Origin of the sequence: Bacteroides sp. D20 (genome assembly GCF_003436255.1) — a bacterium.
Classification (GTDB): domain Bacteria; phylum Bacteroidota; class Bacteroidia; order Bacteroidales; family Bacteroidaceae; genus Bacteroides; species Bacteroides uniformis.
Genome location: NZ_QSOO01000009.1, coordinates 140,544 through 156,327, shown reverse-complemented (window position 1 = coordinate 156,327; position 15,784 = coordinate 140,544). Strand labels below are relative to the sequence as shown.

Sequence of the window (15,784 nt, the reverse complement as noted above, 5' to 3'; positions counted from 1 at the left end):
CCAAATTAATCAACATATACAAATTAGGGGGATAATATTTATTTATTAATATTTTATATTACAGGGCTATATTCTTAAATCTATTTAAAAGGAGAATATTCCGTCGTAAATAAGCTTTATCTTTAACACGTAATTACAAATAATATAAATGTAGATATGATACAGATAGTGCAATTACATGGTACGGATAAAAAGCTGTACGAGCTTGTAGCCCCTTTGGTTATGAGCCCGGAAGTGCTGAAACAGAACTACAATTACCCTTTCCGGACATCGGAAGAGTACGAGTGGTTTGTTGCTCTGGATAATAAACATGTTGTAGGTTTTGTGCCGGTGGAGCACAAGAAGTATGAATGTGTCATCAACAACTATTATATTAAGGAAAGGAATGTTGACACGCTAAAATTGCTTCTGGAAAAGGTACTTGAGAAGCAGGGCGAGGAGAGTAGTCTGACGGCTGTTAGCTTTGTTGAAGATAGGGATGTCTTCAGCGAGCTGGGCTTTTTGGAAGACAAGGTATGGACCCGTTATGTGAAAATGAAGAAAAACAGATAATTATGGCTACACCCAAAAATGTGTATGAACTGGCGCAAGAACGTCTTGATGTGATTTTTAGGGAATTTGACACGATATGCGTCTCTTTTTCGGGAGGAAAAGATAGTGGAGTGTTGCTGAATTTGTGCATAGACTATATCCGCCGGAACCGGCTGAACCGTAAACTGTGTGTATTCCATATGGACTATGAGATACAGTACAGCATGACCATTGATTATGTGGACCGGGTATTGGAGGCGAATAAGGATATATTGGAGGTGTATCGTGTTTGTGTGCCTTTCCGTGTAACGACTTGTACGTCGATGTACCAGAGTTACTGGCGTCCGTGGCAGGAGGATTTGGAGGACATTTGGGTAAGGAAGATGCCGAAAGGCTGCCTCACTAAAGAGACGTTTCCTTTCTACACTCCCGAAATGTGGGATTATGAGTTCCAGATGCACTTTGCCAAATGGCTGCATGAGAAGAAGGATGGAGTGCGTGCCTGCTTTCTCATAGGCATCCGTACGCAAGAGAGTTTTAACCGCTGGCGCAGCATCCATCTGAACCGGAAGTATCAGATGTACCACAATTACCGCTGGACCTCGAAGATAGGCAATGACATTTTCAATGCTTATCCCATTTATGATTGGAAGACGACGGATATCTGGACGGCCAATGGCAAATTCGGCTTTGACTATAACCATTTGTATGACCTATATTATAAAGCCGGAGTCAATATCGAACGCCAGCGTGTGGCAAGCCCTTTTCTTTGTGAGGCACAAGAGAGCCTGAAGCTGTATCGTGTCATCGACCCGAATACTTGGGGAAGAATGATAGGGCGGGTCAACGGGGTGAACTTTACCGGTATTTACGGAGGGACGCGTGCTATGGGGTGGCAGACGGTCCGACTGCCCGAAGGGTATACGTGGAAAGGCTTTATGCAGTTCCTGCTTTCCACCTTGCCGGAAGAGACCCGGAGGAACTACTTGAAAAAGCTTACCGTCAGCATTGAATTCTGGCGTACAAAAGGGGGGTGTCTGGCTGACGAGACCATCCAGAAGCTGAGGGATGCAGGAGTGTCCATTGAAGTGATAAATATCACGAATTACAAGACAAACAAGAAGCCGGTGCGCATGGATTATCTGGATGATATTGACATCGCGGAATTCCGGGAAATTCCCACTTATAAGCGGATGTGCATATGCATCCTGAAGAATGACCATGCCTGCAAGTACATGGGTTTTGCCTTGAACAAGGAAGAGGCATACAAAAGAGACAAGATAATGGAACAATTCAAAAATATGATGTTATGAGCGTAGATAAAAGTCCGGTATATAACGTAAGGGCAATTCCAATAGAGAAAATACAAGCAAACGATTACAATCCGAATGTAGTGGCACCGCCCGAAATGAAGCTTCTGGAGCTTTCCATCTGGGAAGATGGTTTCACCATGCCTTGTGTCTGTTACTATGATGAGGAAGAGGATAACTACATCCTGGTGGACGGTTACCACCGTTATCAGGTGTTGAAGACATCCAAAAGAATTTATCAGCGCGAAAACGGGTTGCTTCCCGTGGTCGTGATTGACAAGGAACTTTCCAACCGTATGGCGTCCACTATCCGTCATAATCGTGCCCGTGGTACGCATAATATCGAGTTGATGTGCCATATTGTTGCGGAATTGGACAGAGCCGGTATGTCTGATGAATGGATAATGAAGAATATCGGAATGGATCGCGACGAAGTGTTGCGTTTAAAGCAAATTTCGGGTCTGGCAGACTTGTTTGCGAACAAGAACTTCAGCATTCCGGATAAGAAAGAAGAGTATGTGGCGGATAAATAAATGAATATTTCAGGGGTGGATTTTTTAATCTGCCTCTTTATATTCATTAACAAGTGAAATATTTCGTTGCAAACTTGCATAATTTAGTCAAATCGCCTACATTTGTCAGCATCAAAACAAACAGAATAGGTCCTATGTGCTTTAAGGCACTATAAAAAACATTACATGAAGAAAATTTTGGTTAGTGGCGGTGCTGGTTTTATAGGTTCTCATCTTTGTACCCGATTGATAAACGACGGGCATCAGGTGATTTGTCTGGATAATCTTTTCACCGGTTCGGAAGGAAATATCACTCATCTGAAGAGCAATCCCCGCTTTGAATTTGTACTGCATGATGTGGAAACCCCTTATGAGGCAGATGTGGACGAAATCTATAATCTGGCTTGTCCTGCTTCTCCCATCCACTACCAATATGATGCCATTAAAACCATCAAGACTTCTGTATTGGGCGCCATCAATATGCTGGGACTGGCCAAAAAGACGAATGCCAAGATATTGCAGGCTTCTACCAGCGAAGTGTACGGTGACCCCGTTATTCATCCCCAAGTGGAAAGTTATTGGGGAAATGTAAATCCAATTGGCCTCCGTTCTTGTTATGATGAAGGGAAGCGTTGTGCCGAGACATTGTTTATGGACTATCACCGCCAGAATGGAGTGCGGATCAAGATTATCCGTATATTCAATACGTACGGTCCTCGGATGTTGCCGAATGACGGACGGGTGGTTTCCAATTTCGTGGTTCAAGCATTGCAGAACCAGGATATTACAATATACGGTTCGGGTAATCAGACGCGAAGTTTCCAATATGTAGATGACTGTATAGAAGGTATGGTGCGGATGATGAACACGGAGGACGATTTTATCGGTCCGGTAAACTTGGGAAATCCGAATGAATTCTCCATATTGGAACTGGCGGAAAAGGTCATTAGGCTGACGAATTCCAAGTCGAAACTGATTTTCAAGCCACTGCCTCATGATGATCCCAAACAGCGTCAGCCGGACATCACTCTGGCAAAGGAAAAGTTGGGCTGGGAACCGACTATAGAGCTGGAAGAGGGTTTACAGTATATAATAGAGTATTTTAAGGAATATCGTTCCTAACTAAATAGTAATTTTGATAACGGGAAAAACAATATAGAAAGATGAACATGGAAATAAATCCTTCCGAATACAAGATTCTCATCGTTGACGATGTGATGTCAAACGTTTTATTGTTGAAAGTGCTTTTGACAAATGAGAAATTCGCGATTGCTACTGCAAGTAACGGGCGGCAAGCGTTGGAACAGGTGGAAAAGGAAAATCCTGATTTGGTTTTGCTTGACGTAATGATGCCGGACATGAGTGGTTTTGAAGTAGCTCAACATTTAAAGTCAAATCCGAATACAGCTGATATTCCAATCATCTTTCTGACCGCACTGAATAGTACGGCAGATATTGTGAAGGGGTTTCAGGTTGGCGCGAATGACTTCATCTCTAAGCCTTTCAATAAGGAGGAATTGATTATCCGTGTTACCCACCAAATATCTTTGGTAGCTGCCAAACGGTTGATTTTGAGTAAGACGGAAGAACTGCAACGTACTATTGCCGGGCGTGACAAGCTTTATTCGGTGATTGCCCATGACTTACGTTCTCCGATGGGATCCATCAAAATGGTGCTGAATATGCTGATATTGAACTTGCCATCTGAGAAAATTGGCGCCGAAATGTACGAGCTTCTGACGATGGCTAATCAGACTACGGAGGATGTGTTTTCATTGCTGGATAACCTGCTGAAATGGACAAAGAGTCAAATCGGTAAGTTGAACGTGGTTTATCAGGATGTGGACCTCGTCGAAGTGACAGACGGTGTCATTGAGATTTTCAGTATGGTGGCAAGCCTGAAGAAGATAAGAATCCACGAGATGAAACCGGAAAAAATGATGGTCAACGCTGATATTGACATGCTGAAGACAGTGGTCCGTAACTTGTTGAGTAATGCCATTAAGTTCAGTAAGGAGAACTCAGAGGTACTGGTGAAGATGGAGGAAGTAGATGGTATGGCAGTTGTCAGCGTCCAGGATTATGGCTGTGGCATCAGCGAGGAGGGGCAGAAGAAGTTGTTGCATACTGATACGCATTTCAGCACGTTCGGCACGAACAACGAAGAAGGCTCGGGACTGGGCTTGTTGCTATGCAAGGATTTTGTCGTGAAGAATGGCGGTAAACTGTGGTTTACTTCCAAGGAAGGCGAAGGCTCCATATTCAGCTTCTCTATTCCGGTGAAGAAGTGATAACGAAGAAAATAGAACGGATGGTCCGTTGAAGTAAAACAGACCATCCGTCAGACTCAAATAGACCGTCTGTTACGGTCGTGCAGACCATCTGTTTCTTATGAACGGATGGTCTGTTTTTTTATCTCTTACACAGACTGCGGAAATCGCAATATTCACATTTCCGGGTATCCTCTGTTTGGCTGAATGTTTCTTCTTGGCTGAATATCTCCTGCAGGAGTCCGTGCAGCCGTTCGCGAAACTCGTCTTCGAAGAAAGCGAAGTTGTTGACCGGTACCTTGGGTTGTCGCGGCGCTCCCATTTCGATGACCGGGGAGTAGCTTTCGGAAGCTGCCCGGTGGATGTAAAGTAGGGAAGGGGCTACCTTCAGCGATTGCTTGCGGCAGAGGATGGCGGCGTACAGAAACGTCTGGAAAATATAGTTGGGACGGTTGTCGGCGGGAGTAAACAGTTGTTCTATATTTTCAGGAGTCTTGGGAGTACCGCCTGTCTTGTAGTCCACGATACGTAGCGTGTCTCCTTTGCTGTCCAGGCGGTCGATGGTACCGCCTATCTGTAAGGCAAGCTTTCCTTGCGGAGTATCTATTTCCATCATTTCTCTGACGTCCTGTTCCATACCCTCCATACGGAACGGGGCATATTGCAGGTCATTGCGCAGAAGCTGGCGCAGGTAAGAGGCAATGACTTTGGAATGGATAAGCTGCGTACCGTTATATTCCGGTTGCTCCGTAAGGGGCACATGGAAGAACTTTTCTTTAAAAGCATTGTCCACATAGGCTTGCAGGCGGACATCGTCTTTCAGTAACTGTTCCAGGTCTTCTTTACGTATTTCCCGTCCGTTGGTTGTCAGTTCGTTGTACACCAGTTCGGCAGAACGGTGGAAGATGGTGCCGAAGAGGGCGGAGTCTATTTCGGCGCTTACTTCATCGAGAGCCTTCAGGCCGGCTACGTATCGGTAGTAGAATTTCAGCCGGCAGTCCAGATAGGCATTGAGGGCAGAGGGGGAGAAGAACGCTTTGGGACGTCGGTGGATGTCGTAGGCGTCGAACATCTGTTGCAACATCTCCGGTGTCTTGTGAATCTCAATTTCCAGGGCTTGTTGTGGAGATTGTCCGGCTTCAAGGTACTCAAGGGAGATGTTGTGCGGCGACTCTACCAGGAATTGCAGCATGAAGCGGGACATCTCCCCGCGGTTCAGTCCGTCCGAAGAGATGTTATATAATAAGGTGACGTTTTCTGCCCGTTGGATGAGGCGGTAGAAGTAGTAGGCATAGACGGCATTCTTGTGTTCTATGGTGGTCATGCCGAAGGCCTTCCTCAGGTTGTAGGGAATGAAGGAGGAGTCGCCTCCGGCTTTGGGCAATTGCCCTTCGTTGAGGGAGAGCATGATGAGGTTACGGAAATCGAGGTTACGCGTTTCCAGCACCCCCATTACTTGCATGCCGATGGCGGGTTCTCCGTGGAAGGGAATGTTGGCAGAGGTAAGCAAGCGGTTCAGCAGTCGCTTCAGCGTGTCTGTGCGCACACCACTCAATTCGCCGGTCTCTATCAGGCTGAGCAGGCGGTTGACGAGGGTGTAGCTTTTGAACAGAGACTCGCGGTACAGCTGGTTGAAGATGTCTTCCACGTCTTTTTCCTGGCGGTAGAGGACGGCCACTTCGCGAAGCAGTTCGGTGAGGTAGCTGCATAGGGCGGCGATGCCGTTCTGTGGTGTAAAGACTTGTTCAAGGAATGCGTCCTGCTTCAGCTCCGAGGGAAGGGGATAGAAGCGGTTGTCCCGGGTAAGCTGTTTTTCCAGTGTTTCGGCATTGGGGGAAAGTTGCCGGGTGTAAGGGTGTTTCAGCAGCGTGATTACGGTTTCGTAGATGTATCGTCCGGTACCTGCATGGTAGCCGGTAGTCTGTAGCTCTACAAGGGCGTTGATAAAACTGTACACCGGAGTTTGGGCAAGGGGAAATCCCATTGTGATGTTGACGTTCTTTACCTCTGCCGGAATGGAGTGGAGGACGGGAAGCAGTAGGGATTCGTTGCAAAGGACAACGGCAGTGTCTTTGAATGAAGAAGGGGTTCTTAATTCTTCATTCCCCCTAATCCATTGCGGCAAGTAGCGGGCTTGTGCATTTTCGGTAGAAGCGGAGATAAAGCGTACGTTCTTGGGTTTCCGCAGTACATCAAAAGAAGTTTCGGGCAGTTGGTTGGGAAACAGCTTTAGGTTGCGGAGGATGAATTCGCCTGCTTCGTGGGTATAGGGCGGCTTTTGCTCAAGGGGAAGACGGGTGTAGAACACGTCGTAATCCCAATAGAACATTGCTTTCCCGGCATCCTGCAAGAGCTGGAAGAAACGGGTTTCTACTCTATTCAGCACGTTGAAGCCGACAAATACATAGCGGTCGTAGCGCAGTCGGTCGGTGTCGAGTTGCTCCATGACATTGCGGTACATCATGCCTTCGTAGGCGATGCCCAGTTCTGTAAGATTGCGGCGGTAGTGGCGGTAGATGTCGCCCAGTTTATCCCAGAGGGAGATGAATTTGGCTTTCAGCTCCGTGCGCTTTTCTATGGAAAAGTTCTGGAAGAACTGGCGGATGGCTTCTTCTTGTTCTTGGTCGAGGAAGTCGTAATCGTCCATAATGTTCTTCAGTTCTTGCAGGTTGCTGAAGAGTTTGTCGGCATCTACAAGGTTTTTGTCTACGTCATCGAAATCGCTGATGAGCAGTTCTCCCCAGAAGTAGAAGTCATCCAGAGTTTCTTCGCTGCGGGTCTCTTCGCGGAACACCTTATACAGTTCGCATACCAGGCGGATAGGGTCGCCGGACTTCAATGGAGAGAGTTGCCGGAACAGTTCGCTGATGCTGACGTAGGCAGGCGACCACAAAGGGCGGTCCGTTTCAGTTGCCAGATATTCGTTGAAGAACAGACTGGCACGTTTGTTGGGGAAAACGATGGCGGTGCGCGAGAGGTCGTTTCCTATTTTGGCGTAAAGGTCGCGGGCGACCAGTTGGAGAAATGTTTTCATAATTCAGTTGATAATTGATAATTGATAGTGGATGGAGAGTGAGTTTATACCGGTTCTATGTTGTTCTCCTCTACATACCACAAGTAGCCCCGTATATTTTCTGCGGCATACCCCATGCGGACTAGCAGTTGCATGTATCTCTGTACTTGCTTGTTGTACTTCTTATTCGGCTTTCCGAACTTGAAGTCTACCACTACGATTTCTTCACCACGCATCATCACACGGTCCGGGCGGCGTGTCCGCAGTTCGCCGTTCTCCTGCCAGATGATGTCGCATTCATTGAACAGCCGCCACGTCCCCGAATACCAGTCCTTGACTTGAGGCAGGGAGAAGGCGCGTTCGGTGAGGTCGCGTATTTCTTTTTCCGTCTCACTCCGTCCAATTACTCCTTCAAAGACGAGCTGGCTGATGGCATTGTCAATATCTTCTTCGGTTTCGATAGCGGAGAATAGGGTATGCAGCAAACGTCCCCGGTTGATGAAACGCCAGCTGGACTCTGCTTCGTCTACTCCTGCTATGAAGTCTGCCGAACGGTTGGATTGCCGGAACTCGATGTCGTGGAGCATACTCTCCATGTGGACGGGCAGTTTGACCGGCTTTTGCGAAAGTCTGTTGACCGGTTGCTGTTCATAAACCTCAGGTTTATGTTCGCAGTATAGAGGTTTACGTTCGCAGCATAGAGGTTTGGCTTCGTCATCAGCAGGGTTGTCTGCGTCATGCTGTGAGACGGGGACGGAGGAGGGACAAATCCTGCCGTTCTCGTATATGGCAGCCTCTTCGTCCCAACTGCCTGCTCCGTCTTTGGCTATGTGGGGCAGGGTGTTGGCAAGGAGTTCGGACATGGTTCCCTTCTGTTCCTTCCGGCTCCAGAGGATGAGATTCTTGCCGGCACGGGTAAAGGCCACGTACAGCAGATTCAGATTGTCCACCCACAGCTGAAGACGTTCGTGCAGATAGTCCTGCCGGTATATGGATTCCGCCATGGTGGTGGAATAGTTCACCGGTACTAAGCTGATGGCATTATAAGGCTCTTCCGGTGGGACGCACCACACCAGCTGGTTGTTGGTTTCGTTCTCCAGCTTCCAGTCGCAGAAGGGAATCAGTACGGTATGGAATTCCAGTCCTTTGGACTTGTGGATGGAGAAGATGCGTATGCCGTCCATCTCACCGCTGGGGATGGTTTTGCTGCAAAGGGTTTCGTCCCAGTAGCGGATGAAGCTGTCCAGTTCGGAAGAATTGCTTTGCAGATACTCCGTCACAGCATCGAAGAAGGAGAAGAGGTAGGCATCCTGCTTTTCAATGCGGCTCATGCCGAAGATGCTGAACAGTTCTTCCAGTAACTCATACAAAGGCATCAGGCGCAGCGTTTCCCGTCGGGAGGTAAAGGCTTCGGGAAGGGGAGTGGCTGTTGTGAATTTCGGTTGCTCGTCATTTGTCATTTGTAATTTGTAATTCTCCATCAGTGCAGCCTCCGCAATCCTGTTCTCCGGATTCGATAGGCAGCGCAGGGCATCCATCAGCATGCAGATGGCAAGGGAGGCATCCAGACGGAAAGCTTCGTCGGACACGACAGAGAGATGCAGTTCTTTGTCGAAATAGTCGGCTATCGGTGGGATATTCTTGTTCTTGCGGACAAGGATGGTGATGTCATTCAGTGTTACGCCCTCTTCCAGTAGCCGCTGTACTTCTTCTCCTAAGGCGAGAAGGGTCTGCTCTGTATAGTTGTGTTCATCGTCCGGTTCAAGGAAGGCAGCTTTTACGTAGCCGTACTCCGTGTTCTTGGGCGATTCCTGCACTACGTCGGCATAAGCGCGTTTTAGGGGTAGGCAGTCCTCTTTCAGTTCGTTCAGGTGTAGCGCATTGAGGTAGTCTATGGCAGCGGTAAATACTTGGTTGTTGAAACGGATAATGTTAGTTTCGCTACGTCGGTTTGTTTTTAGGGTTTCCACACGGACGGGGAAGTTGTTTAATGGAGAACTTGATTCTCTATTCTCCATTTTCAATTCTTCATTGCCTAAACTATTCAGTATTCCCCAGTCCCCGTTCCGCCAGCGGTAGATGGACTGCTTCACATCTCCCACAATCAGACTGTCGGCTCCTTGCGAAAGTCCTTCGAGCAGCAGCAGGCGGAAGTTGTCCCATTGCATGCGGCTGGTGTCCTGGAATTCGTCAATCATGACGTTGCGTATGTTGGCGCCGATTTTCTCGAAGACGAACGAAGAGTCACCCTCGCGCACCAATTTGTGCAGCAGGGCGTTGGTGTCCGAAAGTAGAAAGCGGTTATGTTCTCGGTTCAGTGTACGTACCTCTTCGTCAATATGGTTGAGGAGTTGTAGTTTGTTGAGATGCTGGAGCGAGAGACGGCAACTGTTCAGGGTGCGGTTGCGTTGCGGACGCATTCTTTCGGCTTCCTGCAGTAGAGGTATCAGGCTGGTTTTTGCCAGACAGATGATGTCGTCCTTCCGTGAGGATGTTTTCGTTGCCCAGTTTTTTGCATCTGCCAGGCTGTTTTGCAGGGTGGCGTTCAGCACATCTTTGTTAGACAGTCTGCCGTCGCGCAGTTTGCGGAAGTAACTGCCGATGCCTCGGGCACCTCCTTTCAAGTCTTCGGGAGTGAGGGCATGCCCTTCCAGTTCGCCTTCAAACTGGTCGTAGAAACTTTTCATCTGTTCCAGAGCCTCGGTTTCCATATCGCGCAGCACATCCCGGTAGAGTTTCAACGTGTTCGGAGTACGAAGGCATTGCCGTAGTTTTTCGCCGCGTTCTATGTAGCTTTCATCGAAGATGTTTCGTCCGAAACTTTTCACCTCATTCGATACGTTCCAGCGTTTGTCGTCGCGGATGCGCTCGTCGATGTAGTCCAGGAGCCATGCCAGCACGGGAGAAGTGGGGGTAAGCTTCTCGATGAGGCTGTCTACGGCATCACTCAGCACTTCACTGTTGTTCAGCTCTATGTTCAGGTTAGGACTCAGTTCCAGTTCGCGGGCAAGGTTGCGCATCACAGATTGAAAAAAGGAGTCGATGGTTTCCACGCGGAAACGGCTGTAGTCATGCAGCATGTATTGCAGTGCCATGCCGGCCCGTTGACGAATCTCCCCGTCCGTCAATCTGTCCCCGCCTTCTTCTTTAATTTTTAATTTATAATTTTTAATTCTCTCCAAGTATGCTTCGGAAGAAGGTGCTCCCTTCCAGATACCGTAAAGCTGTGTCAGTATGCGCTCCTTCATCTCTGCCGTAGCCTTGTTGGTGAAGGTTACGGCAAGTATCTGCCGGTAGGCGCGTGGATTGATTATCAAATGCTTGATGTATTCCACAGCCAGCGTAAAGGTCTTGCCTGAGCCGGCAGAGGCTTTGTATACTAATAATTCCATGTAAATTGCTGCATTGAGTATGTATCTGCAAACGTACACAAAAATAATGAGAAAAATAAATGCTTCCCTGCTTTCTCTTATAGAAAGAAGTGGGAAGCATCCATTATTGAGGGGCTATGTGTAGGAGCTGTGCTACATTACCGGCGTCTGGAAAAGAAATACAAATCCTTTGCTGTCTTTCAAATCCTTTATGGCATCTCCGGCATAGATTTCTCCGTTTGTCAGTGAGAGTTTCTTGATTCCTGCATTCGGGCTAAAATCGATTTTCTTCAGGTCGAGCCAGAACAAGTTAGGGGTCAGTGTGGACTCAAAATAATATACTTTGTTCTTCTGGTCGGATACAGAACGCCAACGGGTGGAGGAGATATGGGGCTTGTCCGGTGTGGTGATACCGAACGGTACAGAAACATTGCGCATTACGCTCAATACACTGGGTACAGCAATCTTTGCATCCGCTGTTTGCGGAATGGCATTGATGTAGAACGATGCGCGTACAAAGCGGTCACTGGAGCGGTTGGTTCCCGGCAACATATTCAGTCCGCCTACCTCTTTCCAATAGTCGTTGATAGCCAGCTGGAGTTCATATTTGGGAGAGTTGGTCATTACTTGATACTGCTTGCCTTCATGTATCTCAAGGTTTCCGTCTATGTATTCCAGGATAGCCGTGTTTCCGGTTTCATCTGTGATGGCCAGATGCAGGGTGGAAGCGGCTCCGTTGGGCAGGTCTGGTGCATCAATGCGGAAGGATTCTTTTTTCAGTTCATCCACAGCTTCGCGTACGGTTGCAAAATTGTCGAGTACGTATTGCGTCCAGATACTGATGCCCATAATCGGGCGGTTGTCTCCCGGGCGGTGGTAAACGGACTCCGGAAGGAAGAGCAGGCTGGCAACCAGACCTTTCTCGTTCATACCGTCGCAGGTACCTATGTCATAACCGGCGGCAATGACGCTACCGTACTTGGAAGTCCAGTTCACTGCATTCCCTTTGTTGTAGCCTGCCCTTTGCATGCCTCGTGGGAATACATAGATGTTACTCATAAGGTCTTCTTTCCAGTCCATCGTACGTCCTGTAATGACTGTATTGTCAGGACCGATGTAGGTGGCTCGGGTACACGCTTCTGTTTGTTGCACACTCATGGAGGCTATGGCAGCCAGTGCAACAGCTATTGTCTTTATTGGTTTATTCATCTCGCTTTTGTCTTTATGAATTAATACTCTGTTTCATAGAATAACAAAAGGAGGGGAGTATAGTTTGAGAAAAAGAGGTGAAATCCCTTACTCGTCTTTTTCTTTCAGCAATTCCTCCATCTTCAGCACCTCGTCCCGATACTGTGCGGCTTCGATAAAATCGAGTTTCTTGGCAGCCTCCTGCATAAGCTTCTTGGTACGTTCGATACTCTTTTCCAGTTGCTTGCGGCTCATGTACTGTACTATAGGGTCGGCAGCCATCGTAGATGTACTTTCTTGTTCCACATAGGGGCGGGGAGTGCTGGAAGTGAACTTCTCGCTGCTGAGGACGGCTTCGCCGGAAGCCTCGTTGGTGGCAAACACATTGAGGTTCTTTGCTTTCTTGATTTGCTGTGGTGTGATGCCGTGCTCTTCGTTGTACTTCAACTGCTTCTCGCGACGGCGGTTGGTCTCGTCGATGGTCAGTTGCATGCTGTCCGTTATTTTGTCGGCATACATGATGACCATACCGTTCACGTTACGGGCGGCACGTCCGGCAGTCTGTGTCAGTGAGCGGTGGGAACGAAGGAAACCTTCCTTGTCTGCATCGAGAATGGCAACGAGAGAGACTTCAGGCAGGTCGAGTCCTTCACGCAGCAGGTTGACACCAACAAGTACATCGTAAACGCCCTCGCGCAAGTCACCCATAATCTTCACACGTTCCAAAGTGTCTACGTCGCTGTGGATATAATTACACTTCACGTTGTTGTTCAGCAGATATTCCGTCAGTTCTTCAGCCATTCGTTTGGTGAGGGTGGTGACGAGGGTACGCTCGTTCTTCTCGATGCGTACTTGGATTTCTTCCATCAGGTCGTCTATTTGGTTGTGGCTGGGACGCACCTCAATAATGGGGTCTAACAGTCCCGTCGGGCGGATGACTTGTTCTACTACGATGCCTTCGGATTTCATCAGCTCATAGTCTGCCGGTGTGGCGCTGACGTAAATCACTTGTTTGGCCATCTCTTCGAATTCATCGAATTTCAGCGGGCGGTTGTCCATGGCAGCCGGTAGGCGGAATCCGTACTCCACCAGGTTTATCTTGCGGGCGCGGTCACCTCCGTACATGGCACGTATCTGCGGGACGCTGACGTGGCTTTCGTCAATGACTATCAGGAAATCTTCGGGGAAGAAGTCCAGCAGGCAGTAGGGGCGGGTACCGGCAGCACGCCCGTCAAAGTAGCGAGAATAATTCTCAATGCCGGAGCAATGTCCCAATTCGCGTATCATTTCCATATCATAGGTCACCCGTTCCTGCAAGCGTTTGGCCTCGAATGGGCGGCCTTCGTTTTCAAACCATTGCACCTGCTTGTGAAGGTCATCCTCTATTTCGTGTATGGCACGCAACGTGGCTTCCTTGGTGGTCATGAAGAGGTTGGCGGGATAAATCTTGTAGGCATCGAACTTGGCGACGGTAACGCCGCTCATAGGGTCCACTTCCTCAATACTGTCTACCTCGTCTCCCCAAAAGGTGACGCGCAGCAAGTTGTCGGCGTAAGCCAGATAAATGTCCACCGTATCGCCTTTCACGCGGAAATTGCCGCGGTTCAGGTCAATGTCGTTGCGTACGTAAAGACTGTCCACCAGGCGTCGCAGGAAGACATTGCGACTGAAATTCTTGCCTTGCTGTACTTCGATGACGTTGTTGTAGAAGTCCGCCGGATTCCCCATGCCGTATATGCACGAAACGGAGGATACCACCACTACATCTTTCCTGCCCGAAAGCAGGGCAGAGGTGGCGGCAAGGCGCAACTTGTCTATCTCGTCGTTGATGGCGAGGTCTTTTTCTATATAGGTGTCCGATGATGGCAGGTAGGCTTCGGGCTGATAGTAGTCGTAGTAGGACACATAGTATTCCACGGCATTGTTCGGGAAGAATCCCTTGAACTCGCTGTACAACTGGGCAGCCAGCGTCTTGTTGTGGCTCAATATCAGCGTTGGCTTGTTGATGTTGGCGATGACGTTGGCTATGGTGAATGTCTTTCCGGACCCGGTGACACCGAGCAGTGTCTGTGCGGGAAGTCCCTCGCGCACGCCCTCGGTCAGCTGTGCGATGGCCTCCGGCTGGTCACCGGTGGGCTGGTAAGCGGATGTCAGTTCGAATTTGTTCATTTTCTCTTCTTAGGAGTGGCAATATTCGGTAAAATCTTTGAGATAAACAAAATTTTTTTGTTTACTTTGCAGCTATATTGATAACAACCATTAATAATTGTAATACAACGAAGAACATGATTTGGAATGAAAGCATCGAATGCATGGATCGCGAAAGCCTTCGTAAAATCCAGAGCATTCGTCTCAAAAAGACTGTGGAGCGTGTGTATCATGACACTCCTTTTTATCGTAAGAAAATGCAGGAACTGGGAGTTACTCCCGATGACATAAACAGTATAGATGATATTGTAAAACTGCCTTTTACTACCAAGTACGACTTGCGGGACAATTATCCCTTCGGCCTCTGTGCCGTACCTATGAGCCAGATTGTGCGTATTCATGCCTCTTCCGGCACAACCGGAAAACCCACTGTGGTAGGCTATACCCGAAAAGACCTTTCAGCATGGTCCGAATGCCTTTCACGGGCCTTTACCGCCTATGGTGCCGGTAGCTCGGATATTTTCCAGGTGTCCTACGGTTACGGACTTTTTACCGGCGGACTGGGTGCGCATGCCGGTGCCGAGAATATCGGCGCTTCCGTCATCCCGATGTCCAGCGGCAATACGGAGAAGCAGATTACACTGATGCATGATTTCGGTTCTACCGTACTTTGCTGCACGCCCTCATACGCCCTCTATCTGGCAGATGCCATCAAAGACTCCGGTCTTCCCCGTGAAGAGTTTAAGTTGAAAGTGGGAGCCTTCGGCGCCGAGCCATGGACCGAAAGTATGCGTCGGGATATTGAAACCAAGCTGGGTATCAAGGCATTTGATATTTATGGGCTTAGTGAGATTGCCGGTCCCGGTGTAGGTTACGAATGCGAGTGCCAGCACGGTACCCACCTCAATGAAGACCATTACTTCCCCGAGATTGTAGACCCGAAGACCCTCGAGCCGGTTGCTCCTGGTCAGACCGGCGAATTGGTGTTCACTCACCTTACCAAAGAGGGGATGCCGCTGTTGCGCTACCGTACCAAGGACCTCACCGCCCTGCACTACGATAAGTGCTCCTGCGGACGTACACTGGTTCGTATGGACCGCATCTTGGGACGTAGTGATGACATGCTGATTATCCGTGGTGTCAACGTGTTCCCCACGCAGATAGAGTCCGTTATCCTCGAAATGCCGGAGTTCGAGCCTCACTACCTCTTGCTGGTAGACCGCAAGAACAATACCGATACCATGGAGTTGCAGGTTGAAGTTCGTCCCGAATACTATTCCGACGAAATCAACAAGATGCTGGCTTTGAAGAAGAAGCTTGTGGCCCGCCTGCAGAGCGTACTCGGTCTCGGCGTAGATGTCCGTTTGGTAGAACCACGCAGTATTGAGCGCAGCGTAGGTAAAGCCAAGCGCGTTATCGACAACCGCAAATTGTAAATCGC

The 15,784-nt window shown here is 48.7% G+C and carries 10 protein-coding genes; 6 read left to right on the top strand and 4 right to left on the bottom strand.

Annotated elements, in window-relative coordinates:
- Positions 1 to 156 precede the first annotated feature (156 nt).
- From DXD78_RS11335 to DXD78_RS11315, 5 genes are all read left to right on the top strand, one after another.
- Positions 157 to 552 (top strand): hypothetical protein, encoded by a 396-nt coding sequence (locus DXD78_RS11335; RefSeq protein WP_005825381.1) that lies wholly within the window; start codon positions 157 to 159, stop codon positions 550 to 552.
- 2 nt (positions 553 to 554) lie between these two features.
- Complete coding sequence (locus DXD78_RS11330) at positions 555 to 1,844, top strand: DUF3440 domain-containing protein (RefSeq protein WP_005836560.1); 1,290 nt, start codon at positions 555 to 557, stop codon at positions 1,842 to 1,844.
- Positions 1,841 to 2,374 carry a ParB/RepB/Spo0J family partition protein gene (locus DXD78_RS11325; protein WP_005825377.1) on the top strand — a complete coding sequence of 178 codons (534 nt, stop codon included), beginning with the start codon at positions 1,841 to 1,843 and terminating at the stop codon, positions 2,372 to 2,374. The genes DXD78_RS11330 and DXD78_RS11325 overlap by 4 nt, the downstream gene beginning before the upstream one ends.
- A 165-nt stretch (positions 2,375 to 2,539) precedes the next feature.
- Entirely contained in the window at positions 2,540 to 3,475 is a 936-nt protein-coding gene (locus DXD78_RS11320; RefSeq protein ID WP_005825375.1) for a UDP-glucuronic acid decarboxylase family protein, read from the top strand.
- 41 nt (positions 3,476 to 3,516) lie between these two features.
- Entirely contained in the window at positions 3,517 to 4,644 is a 1,128-nt protein-coding gene (locus DXD78_RS11315; RefSeq protein ID WP_005825374.1) for a response regulator, read from the top strand.
- Positions 4,645 to 4,765: 121 nt separating this feature from the next.
- On the opposite strand, the gene DXD78_RS11310 is transcribed toward DXD78_RS11315, so the two are convergent.
- The 4 genes from DXD78_RS11310 to uvrB all read right to left on the bottom strand — a co-directional run bounded on the left by DXD78_RS11310 (position 4,766) and on the right by uvrB (position 14,364).
- Positions 4,766 to 7,657 carry a PD-(D/E)XK nuclease family protein gene (locus tag DXD78_RS11310; protein WP_117652726.1) on the bottom strand — a complete coding sequence of 964 codons (2,892 nt, stop codon included), beginning with the start codon at positions 7,655 to 7,657 and terminating at the stop codon, positions 4,766 to 4,768.
- 44 nt (positions 7,658 to 7,701) lie between these two features.
- A complete protein-coding gene (locus DXD78_RS11305) occupies positions 7,702 to 11,028 on the bottom strand; it encodes an exodeoxyribonuclease V subunit beta (RefSeq protein ID WP_087332527.1) in 3,327 nt (1,108 codons plus the stop codon).
- Between the two features lie 132 nt (positions 11,029 to 11,160).
- A complete protein-coding gene (locus DXD78_RS11300) occupies positions 11,161 to 12,216 on the bottom strand; it encodes a linear amide C-N hydrolase (protein WP_057087774.1) in 1,056 nt (351 codons plus the stop codon).
- Between the two features lie 87 nt (positions 12,217 to 12,303).
- A complete protein-coding gene (uvrB, locus tag DXD78_RS11295; protein ID WP_005825363.1) occupies positions 12,304 to 14,364 on the bottom strand; it encodes an excinuclease ABC subunit UvrB in 2,061 nt (686 codons plus the stop codon).
- 116 nt (positions 14,365 to 14,480) lie between these two features.
- On the opposite strand from uvrB, the gene DXD78_RS11285 reads away from it, so the two are divergent.
- A complete protein-coding gene (locus DXD78_RS11285; RefSeq protein ID WP_057087770.1) occupies positions 14,481 to 15,779 on the top strand; it encodes a phenylacetate--CoA ligase family protein in 1,299 nt (432 codons plus the stop codon).
- The last annotated feature ends 5 nt before the right edge of the window (positions 15,780 to 15,784 follow it).

Coding starts and splice junctions, on each gene's coding strand:
- DXD78_RS11335 (WP_005825381.1), top strand. CDS start 157: ATGATACAGATAGTGCAATTACATGGTACGGATAAAAAGCTGTACGAG.
- DXD78_RS11330 (WP_005836560.1), top strand. CDS start 555: ATGGCTACACCCAAAAATGTGTATGAACTGGCGCAAGAACGTCTTGAT.
- DXD78_RS11325 (WP_005825377.1), top strand. CDS start 1,841: ATGAGCGTAGATAAAAGTCCGGTATATAACGTAAGGGCAATTCCAATA.
- DXD78_RS11320 (WP_005825375.1), top strand. CDS start 2,540: ATGAAGAAAATTTTGGTTAGTGGCGGTGCTGGTTTTATAGGTTCTCAT.
- DXD78_RS11315 (WP_005825374.1), top strand. CDS start 3,517: ATGAACATGGAAATAAATCCTTCCGAATACAAGATTCTCATCGTTGAC.
- DXD78_RS11310 (WP_117652726.1), bottom strand. CDS start 7,657: ATGAAAACATTTCTCCAACTGGTCGCCCGCGACCTTTACGCCAAAATA.
- DXD78_RS11305 (WP_087332527.1), bottom strand. CDS start 11,028: ATGGAATTATTAGTATACAAAGCCTCTGCCGGCTCAGGCAAGACCTTT.
- DXD78_RS11300 (WP_057087774.1), bottom strand. CDS start 12,216: ATGAATAAACCAATAAAGACAATAGCTGTTGCACTGGCTGCCATAGCC.
- uvrB (WP_005825363.1), bottom strand. CDS start 14,364: ATGAACAAATTCGAACTGACATCCGCTTACCAGCCCACCGGTGACCAG.
- DXD78_RS11285 (WP_057087770.1), top strand. CDS start 14,481: ATGATTTGGAATGAAAGCATCGAATGCATGGATCGCGAAAGCCTTCGT.